17 protein-coding genes and 1 pseudogene are annotated in these 14,987 nt (G+C 67.2%); 10 read left to right on the top strand and 8 right to left on the bottom strand.

The annotated features are described in order from the left end of the window. Window positions 1-34: 34 nt before the first annotated feature. Complete coding sequence (locus B5Y19_RS12990) at window positions 35-1,027, top strand: ABC transporter substrate-binding protein (RefSeq protein ID WP_079591575.1); 993 nt, start codon at window positions 35-37, stop codon at window positions 1,025-1,027. Between the two features lie 70 nt (window positions 1,028-1,097). Then, window positions 1,098-1,880, top strand: a complete 783-nt coding sequence (locus B5Y19_RS12995; protein WP_244555581.1) for an ABC transporter ATP-binding protein — start codon at window positions 1,098-1,100, stop codon at window positions 1,878-1,880. 66 nt (window positions 1,881-1,946) lie between these two features. On the opposite strand, the gene B5Y19_RS13000 is transcribed toward B5Y19_RS12995, so the two are convergent. Together B5Y19_RS13000 and B5Y19_RS13005 are read right to left on the bottom strand one after the other, a co-directional pair. Then, complete coding sequence (locus B5Y19_RS13000) at window positions 1,947-2,945, bottom strand: D-cysteine desulfhydrase family protein (protein WP_055729303.1); 999 nt, start codon at window positions 2,943-2,945, stop codon at window positions 1,947-1,949. A gap of 148 nt (window positions 2,946-3,093) precedes the next feature. Beyond that, entirely contained in the window at window positions 3,094-3,696 is a 603-nt protein-coding gene (locus B5Y19_RS13005) for a flavin reductase family protein (protein WP_079591602.1), read from the bottom strand. A gap of 63 nt (window positions 3,697-3,759) precedes the next feature. Between B5Y19_RS13005 and B5Y19_RS25695 the strand changes: the two genes are divergently transcribed. Further along, window positions 3,760-3,966 (top strand): hypothetical protein, encoded by a 207-nt coding sequence (locus B5Y19_RS25695; RefSeq protein WP_139384380.1) that lies wholly within the window; start codon window positions 3,760-3,762, stop codon window positions 3,964-3,966. A gap of 113 nt (window positions 3,967-4,079) precedes the next feature. Here the strand turns inward: B5Y19_RS25695 and B5Y19_RS13010 are convergent, their stop codons facing one another. The 4 genes from B5Y19_RS13010 to B5Y19_RS13025 are packed head-to-tail and all read right to left on the bottom strand — an operon-like array spanning window position 4,080 to window position 8,237. Then, window positions 4,080-4,832, bottom strand: a complete 753-nt coding sequence (locus B5Y19_RS13010; protein ID WP_055729304.1) for an SDR family NAD(P)-dependent oxidoreductase — start codon at window positions 4,830-4,832, stop codon at window positions 4,080-4,082. Further along, window positions 4,832-6,121: an ABC transporter substrate-binding protein gene (locus B5Y19_RS13015; protein WP_055729305.1), complete on the bottom strand. Its 1,290-nt coding sequence runs from the start codon at window positions 6,119-6,121 to the stop codon at window positions 4,832-4,834. The genes B5Y19_RS13010 and B5Y19_RS13015 overlap by 1 nt, the downstream gene beginning before the upstream one ends. 57 nt (window positions 6,122-6,178) lie before the next feature. Then, on the bottom strand, window positions 6,179-7,474 hold the full coding sequence (locus B5Y19_RS13020) for an ABC transporter substrate-binding protein (RefSeq protein ID WP_079591577.1): 1,296 nt from the start codon (window positions 7,472-7,474) through the stop codon (window positions 6,179-6,181). Continuing rightward, a complete protein-coding gene (locus tag B5Y19_RS13025; RefSeq protein ID WP_055729306.1) occupies window positions 7,446-8,237 on the bottom strand; it encodes a FadR/GntR family transcriptional regulator in 792 nt (263 codons plus the stop codon). Before B5Y19_RS13025 ends, B5Y19_RS13020 begins: the two co-directional genes overlap by 29 nt. Before the next feature lie 110 nt (window positions 8,238-8,347). Between B5Y19_RS13025 and B5Y19_RS13030 the strand changes: the two genes are divergently transcribed. The 7 genes from B5Y19_RS13030 to B5Y19_RS13060 all read left to right on the top strand — a co-directional run bounded on the left by B5Y19_RS13030 (window position 8,348) and on the right by B5Y19_RS13060 (window position 14,587). After that, a complete protein-coding gene (locus tag B5Y19_RS13030; protein ID WP_055729307.1) occupies window positions 8,348-9,472 on the top strand; it encodes a mandelate racemase/muconate lactonizing enzyme family protein in 1,125 nt (374 codons plus the stop codon). 162 nt (window positions 9,473-9,634) lie between these two features. After that, on the top strand, window positions 9,635-10,507 hold the full coding sequence (locus tag B5Y19_RS13035; RefSeq protein ID WP_055729308.1) for a carbohydrate ABC transporter permease: 873 nt from the start codon (window positions 9,635-9,637) through the stop codon (window positions 10,505-10,507). Further along, entirely contained in the window at window positions 10,500-11,327 is an 828-nt protein-coding gene (locus B5Y19_RS13040; protein ID WP_055729309.1) for a carbohydrate ABC transporter permease, read from the top strand. The genes B5Y19_RS13035 and B5Y19_RS13040 overlap by 8 nt, the downstream gene beginning before the upstream one ends. Window positions 11,328-11,330: 3 nt before the next feature. Beyond that, window positions 11,331-12,215, top strand: coding sequence for a DUF6772 family protein (locus tag B5Y19_RS13045; protein ID WP_055729310.1), 885 nt, complete (start codon window positions 11,331-11,333; stop codon window positions 12,213-12,215). Further along, window positions 12,215-12,550, top strand: a complete 336-nt coding sequence (locus B5Y19_RS13050) for a hypothetical protein (RefSeq protein ID WP_055729311.1) — start codon at window positions 12,215-12,217, stop codon at window positions 12,548-12,550. The genes B5Y19_RS13045 and B5Y19_RS13050 overlap by 1 nt, the downstream gene beginning before the upstream one ends. Before the next feature lie 96 nt (window positions 12,551-12,646). Next, complete coding sequence (locus tag B5Y19_RS13055; RefSeq protein WP_055729312.1) at window positions 12,647-13,045, top strand: VOC family protein; 399 nt, start codon at window positions 12,647-12,649, stop codon at window positions 13,043-13,045. Between the two features lie 534 nt (window positions 13,046-13,579). Next, window positions 13,580-14,587: a LacI family DNA-binding transcriptional regulator gene (locus tag B5Y19_RS13060; protein WP_079591604.1), complete on the top strand. Its 1,008-nt coding sequence runs from the start codon at window positions 13,580-13,582 to the stop codon at window positions 14,585-14,587. Window positions 14,588-14,597: 10 nt separating this feature from the next. On the opposite strand, the gene B5Y19_RS26105 is transcribed toward B5Y19_RS13060, so the two are convergent. Continuing rightward, a complete protein-coding gene (locus tag B5Y19_RS26105; protein ID WP_176168619.1) occupies window positions 14,598-14,834 on the bottom strand; it encodes a hypothetical protein in 237 nt (78 codons plus the stop codon). Continuing rightward, a pseudogene (locus B5Y19_RS26455) lies at window positions 14,791-14,925 on the bottom strand (integrase core domain-containing protein); the annotation flags it as partial. The gene B5Y19_RS26105 and the pseudogene B5Y19_RS26455, both read right to left, overlap by 44 nt. Window positions 14,926-14,987: the final 62 nt, after the last annotated feature.

Genomic DNA, 14,987 nt, shown 5'->3' on the forward strand with positions numbered 1-14,987 from the left:
AAGCCGGACGAACCGGATCAAGGGAGGAATTCAGATGAACAGACGCATGCTGATTACCGCCGTCGCGGCCCTCGCCCTCAGCGCCTCCGGCGCCCTGGCGCAAGGTGCCGGCACGCCGATGAAGATCACGCTCAACTTCCTCGCCGCCGCGCCCAATGCCGGCTTCATGCTGGCCAAGCAGATGGGACTCTACGAGAAGGCCGGGATCAACCTGACGATCGAGGAAGGCAAGGGCTCCGGCACCACCGCGCAGATGGTGGCCACCGGCCAGACCGATATCGGCTTCGCCGACGCCCCGGCCGCGATGCAGCTGCGCACCAAGGGCGCGCCGGTGAAGATCATCGCGCCGGTGCTGCAGACCAACGGCTTCGCCATCATCGCGCTGGAGGAATCCGGCATCGCCTCGCCCAAGGACCTCGTCGGCAAGAAGGTCGCGGTCCAGCCCGGCACGGCGCAGACCACGCTGCTCGACGCCATCCTCGCCAGCAACCAGATCGACAAGGGCAAGGTCGACATCATCAACATCGACCCCGGCGCCTTCGTCGGGGCGCTGCTGGAAAAGAAGGTCGATGCCATCCTCGGCGGCGCCGACTTCCATTCGATCCAGATCCGCGAACGCGGCTTCAAGGTGCGCGACCTGCTCTATCGCGATGTCGGCGTGCCGACGGTGGGCCTGTCGATCATCGCCCGCGACGACCGGATCAAGGCCGATGCCGACCTCTACAAGAAGTTCGTCGAGGCGAGCCTGCAGGGCTGGGATGCAGCCCGCAAGAACCCGGACGCCGCCGCCGATGCCGTGGTCGCGCAGTTTCCCTCGGTGAAGAAGGCGCAGGTGCTGGCCCAGTTCGAGGTGGTCAACAAGCTGCTCTGCGCGCCGGGGGCGACGTCGCTCGGCAAGGTGCCGGAAGCGAACTGGAGCAAGAGCTTCGAGCTCCTGACCCAGTATCTCGGCCTGCCCAAGGACAAGCCGATCAGCGACTACTACACGGTGGAGCTGCTGCCCGCCTCGGCGCCGGCCTGTCCCTGACCCCGACAACCGCGGTCATCCCGGGCGACCGCAGGTCGATCCGGGATGATCCGAGACTGGACTGAATGCCGTGACAGCCGCAGCCGCCCACGCCGCAGCCTCGATCGAGGGGCGCCGCCTCATCAAGACCTTCGGCAGCTTCACCGCCGTCGACGGGCTGACGCTGAACATCCGCAGCGGCGAATTCGTCAGCCTGATCGGCCCGTCCGGCTGCGGCAAGAGCACGTTCATGCTGATGGCGGCGGGGCTGATCCCGATCAGCCAGGGCGAACTGCTGGTCAACGGCAAGCAGCTGACCTCCCCGCTCACCGATATCGGCATCGTCTTCCAGGACCATCTGCTGCTCGAGTTCCGGACGGCGATGGAGAACGTGCTGCTGCAGGCGGAAATCCGCGGCCTGCCGCTCGAGCCGGCGCGCGAGCGGGCGCTCGAGCTCTTCGCCAAGCTCGGCATCTCGCATGCCGCCGACCGCTACCCGAAGCAACTCTCCGGCGGCATGCGCCAGCGCGTCTCGATCGCCCGCGCGCTGATCCACAACCCGGCCGTGCTGATGATGGACGAGCCCTTCGGCGCACTCGACGCCATCACCCGCACCCAGATCCGGCACGATCTCGAACTGCTCTGGATGGAGCAGGCCAAGACCGTCGTCTTCATCACCCATTCGATCGAGGAGGCGATCGGGCTTTCCGACCGCGTGCTGGTTATGTCGCCGACGCCCGGCCGGATCGTCGACGAGATCGCGATCGAACTGCCGCGCCCGCGCCCGGCCCATCTCGGCGATTATCCGAGCTTCAACCACTATGCCGACCGCATCCACGACGCCTTCCGGCGCTTCGGCGTGATCCGCTACTGAGCGGCGGCGCGCCTCCTGAACAAGGAGGCGGCAGGACCTGCCCGTTTTCCGGTCAGCGCGGCGCGCTCACCGGAACAGTTCGGGATAGGCGAACAGGCCGGGCAGCCCGCCGGTGTGCCAGAAGACGACCGTCTCGCCGTGCGGAATCCGGCCGGCGCAGAGCAGAGCGATGAGACCGGCCATCGCCTTGCCGGTATAGACCGGGTCGAGCAGGATGCCTTCGGTCCGAGCCAGGGTCTCCACCGCCTCCTGCATCGCCGCGGTCGGCTGGCCATAGCCGGGACCGATCTGGGAATCGTCGATATCGATCTTGGGTAGGGCCGCGTCGGTGCGGCCGGTCAGCACCGCGACCTCCGCGACCAGGCCCGAGACCAGCGCATGCGCCGATTCCTGCGCCCGAGAGACGCTGATGCCGTGCACCTGGCAGGACAGGCCGGCCTCCGCCACGCCGGCTGCGATGCCGGCGTGGGTGCCGCCGCTTCCCGTCGGCAGGACGATGTGGTCGATCCGGCGACCAACGGCCCGCGCCTGCTCCGCCAGCTCGAGGACGGCGTCGCGATAGGCGAGGCTCCCGAGCGCGTTCGAGCCGCCGACCGGAATGAAATAGGGCCGGCGCCCCTGCGCCTTCAGCCGCTCCAGGGTCCGCTCCGCTGCTGCGGCGGCGTCCTCATCCGGCGCGAGCACCTGCAGTTCGGCCCCGAAGATCCGGTCGAGCAGCACGTTGCCGTTGCTGCGATAGGGTTCCTCGCGTCCCCTGACCGTGTCGGCCAGCACCAGCACGCAGGCGAGGCCGCTGCGCGCCGCCGCAGCCGCCGTCTGCCGCGCATGGTTGGACTGGATGGCGCCCATGGTGACGAGGACATCGGCGCCCTGCGCCACCGCGTCGGCGACGAGATATTCGAGCTTGCGCACCTTGTTGCCGCCGCCGGCGAAACCGGTGCAGTCATCGCGCTTGATCCAGATCGAGGAGGCCTCGTCGCCCCGTCCGAAATGTGCGGAGAACCGGGGCAGCCGCTCGAACGGCGTCGGCAGCTGTGCCAGCCGGCTCTTGTCACGTCGAATCATTCTAGGCGGCTCCTCCCGCGGACATTGCGGCCATCTGACACCGAACCGGCGCGGAGGCGACACCGGCGAGAACGCATGCCCTCCGTGCGTGCGGCGCAGCGAGCGCGGACCGTGGCCGCAGGCGTTGCAGAGAGCTCGTTCGAGGGAATCAGACGGAGCGCAGGCCGAGCGCGATGCGGGCTTCCTCGGCCATCCAGCCCAGCCGCTCGTAGTCGCCGCGCCAGTAGAGGAGGGCCGCGTCGTTGGGGCCGAGCCTGATCTCGCGCACCCGGCCGATGACGATGGCGTGCGAATGGCGCTCGATGAGCTCTTCCAGCTCGCAATCCAGGGCGGCGAGCGCGCCTTCGAGCAGGGGGACACCGGAGCGGCCTTCGCTCCACCGCGCCTCGACATAGCGAGCCGGGCCCTTCGCGCCACCGCGGCCGGCGAAGCGATCGGCGATCTCCTTCTGCGCGGCGGAGAGGAAGTTCACGCCGAAGCTGCGGTGGCGCCTGAGCACCGGAAAGACGGAGGAGGCCAGATTGAGCCCGAACATCACGGCCGGCGGCTCGGCCGAAAGCGAGGACAGCGAGGTCACGGTCAGACCGGTGCGGTCGTCGCCACGCCCGGTCGTGATGACGCAGACGCCGCCGGCGAGATGACGCAGCGCCGACTTGAACGCGCCCGCGCCGTCCGTGCCAGCCGATGCGGCGCTCGCAGGCGACCGGAGGGTCGATTGAGCGGCCGAGGAAGCGGGCGAGACGGTCGCCATGGAAACCTCTGAACGGGGCTGCGGATCGGACACCCCGACCGCAGGCGCCGGAGCTGCCATCGGATGATCGCGACGGGCCGGCAGGGGGATGATGCGGTTACCGCCGGCAGTATCGGCGCGAAACATGCGTCCTCCTTCGCCGATGGCGCTGTTGCGGGGAAAATGAATCCGGAAGGAAGCGGTCAGGCGTGCAGCGGCGCCGATGCCGCAATCCTTTCAATGGAAGCGCCCGGCGTCAATGAAAGCGCTTTTCAAATGCGTTCGGCTTAGGAGGTCGAACAGGGCGTTGATCCCGAGCTGTTGGAAGAATTTCCCTCGGCCCTGCCTATCGGCCGACCAAGGCGATGCACGCCTCGCACATCGAACGGCGCAGGCAGGCGCGCTCAGAGCCGCATGCCGCCATCGACGGCGATCTCGGCGCCGTTGATGTAGCTCCCCTCCGGCAAGCAGATCAGCAAGGCCAGCCCCGCACAATCCTCGGGCTTGCCGAGCCTGCCGAGCGGGATGCGGGCGCGTACCTGCTCCTCCCGCTCCGGCTGGGCCAGCACTGCGCGGTTGCGATCGGTCAGGACGGCGCCCGGCTTGAGGATGTTGAAGGTGACGTCCGGCGCCTGGGTGGTGCGCGCGAGGTTCAGGATCATGTTGGTCTGCGCGATCTTGGTGGCCGCGTAGTAGAAATGCGTCGGATTGGGGCGGGTCTCCTGCACACTGCCGATCGCGATCACCCGGCCGAAGCCGCGCGCCAGCATGCCCGGCAGGAAGGCCTGCAGCAGCCGCAGCGTGGCGTGGAGATTGATCTCGGTCTGAGCGGCCATCGCGGACTCGGAGACCGCATCCCAGGTCTCGAGCGTTTCGACGGAAGCGCAGAGCACGAGGATGTCGGGCTCCGCACCGCTCCCTTTCAGCTCGGCTGCCATGGCGGACGGAGCCGAGGCCTCGGCGAGATCGGCGATCAAGCTCGACGCAGCGAGGCCTCGCGCCCGCAGATCGGCGGATGCCGCGGTCGCGGCCGCAGCGTCCCGATCATGGATGATCGCATGCGCGCCGGCCTCGGCGAGGCGCGTCGCGATCGCCAGTCCGATGCCGCGCGCCGCGCCGGTAATGAGCGCGACACGCCCCGAGAGCGACCGCGCCATCAGCCGAGCAGCGGCTTCACGCGCGCCGTCGCATCGTCCATCGCCTGCTGCGCCGGCTTGCGGCCGAGCACGGCGGCCTGGGTTTCCTCGATGAAGATGTCGTGGGCGCGGGCCTGTTCGTCAAAGGCGGGCAGGTGGATGCGCGAGGCCTTGAGCGCGGCGGCCTCGTCGGCGGCATAGGGCATCGCCGCCTTCAGCTTCTCGTCCGCATAGGTCGAGATCCGCACCGGGCCATTGCCGTTCAGCGCCATGGCAGTCGTCCCGGCCTTGGAGGAGAGCGCGCGGATGAACTCCCAGCTCAGCGGCTTCTGCCTGGCGTTCTTCGGGATCATCAGCGACCAGAACTCGACCGTCGGCGCGAAGGCGACCTTGCCCGCGAGATCGGTCGCCATCGGCGGCAGCAGCGACTTGAAGCGCCCGCCATACTTGCCCTTGGACGCGTCGTTATAAGTGACGAGCCGGGCGAAGGGGTTGATCGTCATCGCCGCCCTGCCCTGCTGCATCCAGGTCGTGATCTCTTCGTTGTTCACCGTGGCGAAGTTCCGCGGCAGCACGCCGGCCTTGTAGAAGCCGGCGAGCAAGGTGAGCGTCTTCACCATCGGCGGCTCGGCGGCGACGATCTTGCCGTCGCTCGTCATGTAGTCGCCCCCGAGGCAGCGCGCGAGCGTCAGGAAGTTCGAGGCGAAGACGGCGGTGAAGGCGAGGCCATAGACCTGCGTGCCGTCGTCGCGCTTGAAGGTGAGCTTGCGGGCGAGCTCCGTCAGCTCCTCGAATGTCGTCGGCACCTTGGTGACGCCGCGCTCCTCCAGCAGGGCCTCGTTGTAGATCAGGGCGTTGGTAGCGTGGCGGACGGGGATGCCATGCAAGGCATCGCCGACCTTGAGCGGGGCGAGCAGGCCCGGCGCGAAATCGTCGAAGGCCTCGATCGGCGCCTGCTTCATCAACGCGTCCAGCGGTTCGAAGAGCTGAAGGTTTCGCGGCACGGCTCGGCCGTTGACGAGATAGGCGACGTCGATCGAGGTCTCCGACAGCGAGGCCTCGCGCAACAGCCGCTCATGCACGGCGTTGACGTCGCCGAAGGTCACCCAGTTCACATTGGCGTCGTTCGCCTTGCGGAAACCTTCGGTCGCATCACCGCCCGGGCCGGTCGTCGCAGCAGTCTGATGGACGCGATGGCCGAGCGCGGTCAGCGTCTTCGCCTGGGCGAAAGCGCCGCCCGGGAGCAATGCCGAGGCGGTCGCCGCGCCCGCAAGGACGCCGAACCGGCGGCGCGAGATGCTGGATGTCATCGATTGTCCTCCGGATATTGTTCCGGCGCTGTTCCGCGCCGTTTTTTTCTGGATCGTTCAGGCGGGCAGCAGCGGCTGCACGCGCTTGACCAGCGAGGCCATCGCCTCCTCCGGCGTCTTCATGCCGAGGACGGCAGCTTCCGCCTCCTCCTTGAAGAGGTCGCCGGCGCGCGCCGCCTCGTCAAAGGCCGGCAGCGGCACGCGCGCGACCTTCAGCACCTTCAGCTCCTCGGCCGCATAGGGCACGGTCCCGGCAAAGCTCTGATCGGCATAGGTCGAGGCGCGCACCGGGCCATTGCCGTTGAGCGCGGCCTTCAGCGTCGCCTCCTTGGAGGTCATCGCCTTGATGAAGCTCCAGGCGAGGTCCTTGCGCCTGGCATTCTTGGGAATGACCATGCCCCAGAACTCGACCTTTGCCGGGGCGGCATCGTATTTGCCGGCGAGGCTCTTCGAGGCCGGCACGGCGATCGTCTTGATCTTGCCGGGGAATTTCGACTTCTGCGGGTCGTTGTAGATGCGGTTGCGACCCATGCTCTGCAGGCTCATCGCGGCGCGGCCCTGCTGCATCCAGACATTGACGTCCTCGGGCGAGAGCGTCGCGAAATTGCGCGGGAAGGCATTGGCCTGGAAGAGCTCGCGCAAAGTGCGGATCGCGTTCAGCATCGGCGGCTGGTCGGCGGCGCATTTGAAGTCGGGCGTGATGAAGTCGCCATCCCAGGCGCGGGCGAGGTCGATCACGTTGGGATAGGTCACGCCCGGCGTGCAGAGGCCGACGACCTGCGTGCCGTCGGCGCGGCGATAGCTGCAAGCCCTGGCGATCTCGATCATCTCCTCGATCGTCGCGGGCGGCTTGGAGAAGCCCTTCTCGGCCAGGATCTCCTCATTGTAGTGCAGGCCGGAGGAGGCGTGGCGAAAGGGGATGGCGAGTTGCTTGCCGCCGACCTTCATGCCCTGCATCAGGCCGGGGAAGATGTCGGCGGGATCCTCGACCGGGTCCTTCTTGAGGTAGTCGTCGAGCGGCTCGAACAGCGTCGCGGCGCGCGGCACGACCTGCGTGTTGACGACGAAGCCGACATCCACCGAGGTCTCGCCGAGGCTCGCCTCACGGAAAAGCCGCTCCTGCAGGGGGCCGGTGTCGAAGGTGGTCCACTGGACGGTGACGCCGTTCTTCTGCGCCCAGTCCCTGGTGATGTCGCCGCCCTGCGCACCGGTCGAGACCGTCTGCATGACGCGATGGGTGAAGACGTTGAACGGCCCACTCTGGGCCTGCGCCACGCCGCCGAGCCCGGCGAAGCTCAGCCCGAGGATGCCCGCCCCGAACTGCCTACGGTCGAGCGTCGTCCTCTGGTTCATGGTGATCCTCCCTGTGGTTCGCGAGTTCCGCGATGGCGGCTTCGGCCGCTTCGAAATGCGTGTTCATGGCGGCGGACGCCGCGGCGGGGTCGCCGACGCGGATCGCCTCGACGACGCGGACATGGCGCTCGAAGGTGCGCTGCCAGTCCTCGGGACCGCGCGCCTCGCGCGAGTTGAAGATCTCCATCACCTCGCGGATGACCGGCCGCAGGCCGCGGATCTGGAAATCGAGCAGACGATTGCCGGAAGAGGCGGCGACCGCCTCGTGGAAATCGAGATCGGCCTCGATCCAGCGCGGCACGTTGCCGAGCGAATCCTCCATCCGGGCGAGGATGAGATCGAGCTTCTCGACGTCCTCGATCGTGCGCCGCTCGGCGCTGTGGGCCGCGATCGGCGGTTCGAGGATGCGACGCAGCTCCACCGCCTCGGTCAGCCCGTTGGCACGGCCGCGCACGGCGAAGCGGTAGAAGCGGTCGAGCGGGGCGGCGTCGAGCGCCTGCACCCGCGTCGGCTTGCCCTGCTGGATATGGACAACGCCCATCGCCGCGAGCTGGCGGATCGCCTCGCGCGCGATCGGCTTGCTGACCCCGAAGGAGGCGGCGATGCGCGCTTCCGACGGCAGGGAATCGCCCGGCTTCAGCCGCCCGTCGTGAATCGCCTGGGTGATGCGCTGGATCACGGCATCGCCGAGGCGCATCGGCACGACATCGCCCCCGGCGAAAAGGTCGTCCTCATCCAGCATCGAACGGGCGGGGTCGCTCATCAAATTCCTCCGGCGGCGATCATTGACAGATGCCGTGTTCCTTGGCAACTGTTCAACCTATCAGATAAGCAGATGTCGTTCAGCGACACGTTTCGGGAGGGCCATGCCGGATGCCGGCCAGCCGCATCGCCAAAGTTCATGTCCATCCGCTGCGGGCGACCTTGCCCAAGGTCCAGCGCACCTCGCAGGGCGACTATCCGGCGATCGAGATCGTCGTGGTCGAAGTCGAGACCGAGGACGGCACGATCGGCTTCGGCGAGGGGCTCTGCCGACGTGGGGCCGCCGGCTATGCGCGCTTCATCGAGGAGGCGCTGGCGCCGCGCCTGATCGGGCGCGACGCAGCCGACCGGCGCGCCCTGTGGAAGGCGATGCGCGCCGCACTTTCCGGCCGGCCCGGCGGCCAGGTGGTCGAGGCGATCGCGGCGGTCGACATCGCGCTCTGGGACATCGCCGGCAAGCAGGCGGGCGAGCCGATCCACCGGCTGCTCGGCGGCATGGGACGCAAGGCGGTCGCAGCCTATGCCTCCTCGATCAACTGGCTCGACGACGCCACGGTCGAGGCCGAGGTCGCGGCGGCGCTGAAGGCTGGCTTCCGCGAGATCAAGGTCAAGCTCGGTCATCCGCTGCGCGATGCAGTGGCGCGCGCCAAGCTGATCCGCCGGCTCGCCGGCGACGACATCGCCCTCTACGTCGACGCGAACTGGGCCTATGACGTCGACGACGCCCTGATCGTCGGCCGCGCCCTTGCCGATCTCGGCTATGGCTTCTTCGAGGAGCCGATCGCGCCGCATGATCGCGAGGGCTATCGACGCCTTGCGCAGCACCTGCCGATCCGGCTCGCGGCCGGCGAGAGCGACTTCGTCGCAAGCGAGGCCCTGGCCATGCTCGCCGACCGGACGCTCGGGCTGATTCAACCCGACGTGACGCGCTCCGGCGGCATCACCGAGACCTGGCGCATCGCCGAGCTCGCCGCGACCTTCAACACGGCCTACGCGCCGCATGTCGGCTGGTCCGGCGCGATTTGCGCCGCCGCGAGCCTGCAGCTTGCCGCGGCGGCGGAGAGCTTCCGCACCTTCGAATGCATGGTCTACGAGAACCCGTTGCGCGATTCCTTCACCCATCCGATCGTCGGCGAGGGCTCGCAACTCGTCGACGGCAAGCTCGCGATCCCGCAGGGGCCAGGCCTCGGCGTCGAGATCGACCGCGAGGCGCTGGCGCGCTTCAGGATCGTGTGAGGTCGAGATGAGATCCAGCGCTTCTCTCTGTTCCCCCCTCCACCATCACCCCGGGCGAAGCGAAGCGCAGACCCGGGATCCATTCCTGAACTGTTCCGGCATGGATCCCGGATCGGCGCCGCTAAGCGGCTTGTCCGGAATGACCCGTTGGGGATGTGAGGGATGAGCACCCGCACACCCTTTTCAGCGATCGCGCTGGTCTCGCCGGTCCAGCTGATGATCGGCGGCATCATCTTCCTGCCGGCGATCTATGTCTTCTGGCTCAGCCTCAACCAATCCTCCTTCGGCCAACAGACGAGCTTCGTCGGCCTCGCCAACTATGCCAAGGTGCTGGCCGATCCGTATTTCTGGAAGGCGCTCGTCAACACCGTCATCGTCGTCGCCGTCGTCGTGCATGCCGAGCTGCTGATCGGGCTCGGCATGGCGCTGTTCTTCGCTTCCGGCGTGCCGTTCCGGCCTCTCCTCCTCGCCATCGTGCTCGCGCCCTATGCCGTGAGCGAGGTCTCGGCCGTGGTGATGTGGCGCTACCTGTTCGAGCCCGATGTCGGGATGATGAGCCGGCTTCTTTCCACCGTCGGGCTTCCGCCCATCGAATGGGCGGTCAATCCGAGCCACGGGCTCGCCATGGTCAGCCTTCTCTCGATCTGGCTCCACCTGCCCTTCTCGTTCATCATCCTCTATGCCGCGCGGCTCTCGATCCCGAGCGATCTCTACGAGGCCGCTTCGATCGACGGCGCCTCGGCCTGGACCAGCTTTCGCCGCGTGACGCTGCCGCTGCTGATGCCGGCGCTGCTGATCGCCGCGCTGTTCCGCTACATCTTCGCCTTCCGCCTGTTCTCGGAGGTCTGGCTGATGACGGGGGGCGGCCCGGCGCGCTCGACCGAGGTGATGGCGGTCTATCTCTATCTCGAGGCCTTCCGCTACAACGCCTTCGGCTCGGCCGCCGCCACCGGCTGGCTGCTCGTGCTCGCCTCGCTCCTGCTCGCGCTGTTCTACCTGCGCCGGCTCTACCGGGAGATGTTCGCGCGTGCCTAACCCCGTCCGCTATCTCCTGAAGCTCGTCGGCGTCCTAGCGGTCGTCGCCTGGTCGCTCGTGCCGATCGGCTTGATCGCAATGTCGTCCTTCAAGGCCGACCGCGACATCTTCTCGACCACCGGCACCTTCTCCTTCGCGCCGACACTGGCGAACTACCAGGCGCTGTGGAGCCGCTGGGGCGATTTCTTCTTCGGCCTGTGGAACAGCTTCCTCGTCACCGTCGGTGCAACCGTGCTCGCGGTCGGTGTCTCCTTGCTCGCCGGCTTCGCCTATTCGCGCTTCGCCTCGCGCGGCCTGCAGGCCTCGGCCTTCTTCCTGATCTTCATCCGCCTGATCCCGCCGATCGTGATCACCTTGCCGCTCTTCCCGGTGGTGAACTGGCTTGGCCTCAACGACACCCACTTCATCCTGATCCTGCTCTACGCCACCTTCTTCGTCTCGCTCGGGACCGTGGTGATGCGCACCTTCATCGACCAGATCCCGCGCGAGCTCGACGAAGCGGCGATGATGGACGGCGCCACGCAGATGCAGATCATCGCCCGCGTCATCCTGCCGATGGCCGCTCAGGGCATGCTCGCGGTCTCGGTCTTCGTCATCGTCTATGCCTGGAACGAATTCCTCTTCGCCTTCATCTTCACCACCACCAAGGCCAAGACCGCGCCGCTCGTGATCTCCGAGATGATCGGCGCCGTCGAGGGCGTCGAATGGGGCGTGCTCTTCGCCGCCTCCACCGTGCAGCTCGTGCCGGTGCTCGCCTTCGTCATCCTCATGCAGAAGCACCTCGTCGCCGGGCTCACCGCCGGCGCGGTGAAGGGATAAGCCATGACCCAGCTTGACGATCTCAGGCGCGCGATCCGCGAGAGCGATCCGCAGCTCAGCCGCTTCGACCCGCTGCCGCGGATCATCTGCCTCGACGATTTCGACCGCGGCATGTGCGGCTGGACCCAACTCGTCGGCAATTACGAAGACACGCTCGACGCGATGCTGCCGGGCTATGCCCAGCACAGCCACGCCATGCTCTCGACTTTGCCGAACTGGGATTTCGGCTCGCATGGCGGTGTCGACGGCTCCTACGCGCTGAAGATCGCGACGAGGGCCAGGAAGGGCGCGCAGAATGTCGCGATCAAGCGCCTGACCTTCCGCAAGGCCGGGCCGATCCGGCTGGAGGCCTATTTCACCTTCAAGCCGGAGGCGACGGAGCTCGCGCTGTCGGAGACCGATATCCGCTCCTTCGGCTTCCTCTACGATCTCCAGATCGGCGACATGTCAGGGCCGGGCGACCGGGTGATGCCGCATCTGCGCTTCCTCAATGCGCAGGACGGGCAGCACATCCAGAAATGGCAGTTCAAGCGCCGGACGACGCCGATTAAGCCGATCGGCAGCGCCGGCAAGACGATCACGCATTATCATCTCGCTCCCAGCGATTGGGAGGACCTGCCCGGCGGCGAGCAGCGGCTCTGCTACAACGAGATCCCGACCAAGGTGAACTGGCACTATCTGCGCTTCGACTTCGACCTCGCGGCGATGCAGGCGACGCGCTTCCAGGTCAATGACCGCGTCTTTGCGATGGATGGCTTCGACTGCATCCGCATCCCGGCGATGAAGAATTTGTGGTGCATGCTGAACCTCGCCTTCTTCGCCGAGACGGACACCGACAAGCGCGCCTTCGCCTATCTCGATTCCGTCTGCCTGTCGGGGGATTTCTGATGCTGCCCGAGAACCTGACCGCCGTCGTCGCCCGCAACGAGACCTGGACCGGCGAGAGCGCCACCGAACCCTACGAAGCCGGCTGGGCGAAGGAAGCGATCGTCTTCGTCCGGGCGCTCAAGGACCCGGCCGGCTCCCTGCCGAAGGCGAGGATCGAAATCTCGGCGGACGGCATGCATTGGTGCGCCGAGGGCTCGGTGTTCGAACTGCCGGCCAAGAAGGATGCCGTCGTCTTCCAGCGCATCGCGCATTTCGGCAATTTCCTTCGCGTCGCGGCGTCGTTGCAGGACGGTTCCGAGATCACCGTCCTGGTGACGTTCCATCTGAAGGCCTGAGCCGGCCCATCGAATGGCGAGGAGGGCTTCCCGGTCCATCGCCTCTAAGCTGACATCCTGTTGCGGAAACCGCCATCGCTCAGGACGGGGTGAACCATGCTGCATCACATATCGCTCGGAGTGGCCGATCTCGAACGGGCGGCCGCGTTTTACGACGCCGTGCTCGCAACGCTGGGCTATGTCCGGGTCTGGGAAGACATCCGGCCCGGAGAAGTGGGGCAGGCCGTCGGCTACGGCGTCAGCGACGGCGGCGACAAGCTGGCCTTGAAGCACCGGCCGGATGGGCAGCGACCGCCGGGTCCCGGCTTCCATGTCGCCTTTGCCGCGCCCAGCCGGCAGGCCGTGTCGGATTTTTACGAAGCTGCGCTCGCGCATGGCGGCAAGGACAATGGCGCCCCCGGCCTGCGGCCGCATTACGGCCCGCACTATTTCGCCGCCTTCGTCGTCGACCCCGACGGGCACCATATCGAAGCTGTCTGCAACGCCGCGACGTGACGGCCGCACGACCGGCGCCGGCCCCATGTTTGCAGCGATAACGAGCCGGCAGATCCGTTCGCTCGCGCCGAGGCGGGAACGAAACTGTGGTGCGGTCCCGGGAGCGCGCAGACGACGGGAGCCGACGACGCGAGCACCGCCTTCAGCGGCAAGCTTGGTTTAGCCGCCAAGGTGCCCCGACCAGAATCGACAGCTTCAGGCTGAACGAAACACCGCTACCCGGGTGCGACGACGGTCGATGGTGGCTCTCCGATCGTCCAACGGCTCGATCGCAGCGTCCACGGGCGTGACGATTGCGGCCGGAGCGACGCTCAGCGGTCGTTCCAACGGCTGTGATCAATGGTGGCGCGGCCTCTCCCGGCGGCTCGCCGGAGACGCTGCGCCTGGGGCCGCGATCCTCGAAGCACGAGTGCGGTCGCCGCTTCGAGATCGCCGACGTTGTTCTCAAGCATTCAATATCGTCAGCGGATGAATTACCAAGAAAAATACGACTTTAGTATTACGATTATCGGTTTGCCATAAGGCGACATGGACATGAAGCCGGCCTTGCGCCCGCCCACGATCACCGATGTCGCCACCGCCGCCGGCGTCTCGCCGATGACGGTTTCGCGCGTGCTCAACGGCCGCGGCGGCGCCGGCGAGGAAACCCGCCAGCGCGTGCTCGAGGTTGCGCAGGCCCTGAACTACCGGCCCAACGCCTTCGCCCAGAGCCTGAAGAACGACCGCTCGAACACGGTCGGCATCGTGGTGCCCGACATCGTCAATCCGTTCTTCCCGGAGATCATCCGCGGCGCGGAGTTGGTGGCGCGCCCGGCCGGCTACACGCTGCTGTCCTGCAACGTGATCGAGGACCCGGAGCGCGAGGAGGAGGTACTGGGGACGCTGCTCGACAAGCGCGTCGACGGCGTCATCATCTGCAGCGCCCGCCTCGACGACGAGCGGCTCCTGCACGCCATCGCCCCGCACCGGGCCGTGGTGCTGATCAATCGCTCCGCCGCGAAGCGCCATGCCGGCACGATCGAGGTCGATTATCGCTCCGGCGTGGAAGCCGCCGTCACGCAGCTCGTCGCCCAGGGACGGCGGCGCTTCGGCTTCGCCGCGGGCCTGGCCTCCTCGCATGGCGGGCGCAAGCGGCGGGAGGGGATCGAGGCAGTCCTGGCCCGTCACGGGCTTGCATTGGTCTTCGACGCGCCCTGCACGCCCGACATAAAGGGTGGCGCCGAGATCGCCGCCCGGCTCCTGCCCGAGGCAGCACGGCTGGACACCGTCGTCTGCTATAACGACCTGATCGCGCTAGGGCTGATGAAGCCGCTTGAGCGCGCGGGCGTTAGAGTTCCCGAGGATATCGCCATCATCGGCTGCGACGACATTCCGGCGGCTTCGCTGGTGTCGCCGGCCCTGACCACGCTCAGAATCGCCAAGCAGGACCTCGGCGAGATGGCGATGCGGATGCTGCTCGACCGGATCGCCGGCCGCAACGCCCAGCAGGGCATCGTCATCGAACCCGACCTGATCTGGCGAGCGACGACACCGACCCTATGAGGGAAGGCTTCTAAGCTGTTCTGTGCTCATCGAGCGTGGCGACCTGGACGCGGAACTCTACCCGATCAATACCGGCTTTGTCGTGGGCCTTGCCGCTGCGCAGATCGCGGAACGCGGACAGGAAACCTGTCCGCGCCGCGATTTCGCCGGACCGGTGCGCGGCGTCTTCGCCCGTCGCGATATGGTCGTCGGGGAGGCTAGCCGTGCGGACGCAGCGTGTTGAGGTGGTGCCGCCAGCTTTCGACAACGATCTTCGCCTCCGCGAGGGCATAGAAGATCTCTCCGTCGAGGAGTTCGTCGCGCAACCCGGCATTGAGCGACTCGATGAAATGGTTTTGGATTCGGCCGGTGCCGGTCCTCGAAAGCCCGCAGCTCCAAAATGGCTTCGGGCGGTGGCAGG

The organism is Allobosea thiooxidans (genome assembly GCF_900168195.1).
Classification (GTDB): Bacteria; Pseudomonadota; Alphaproteobacteria; order Rhizobiales; family Beijerinckiaceae; genus Allobosea; species Allobosea thiooxidans.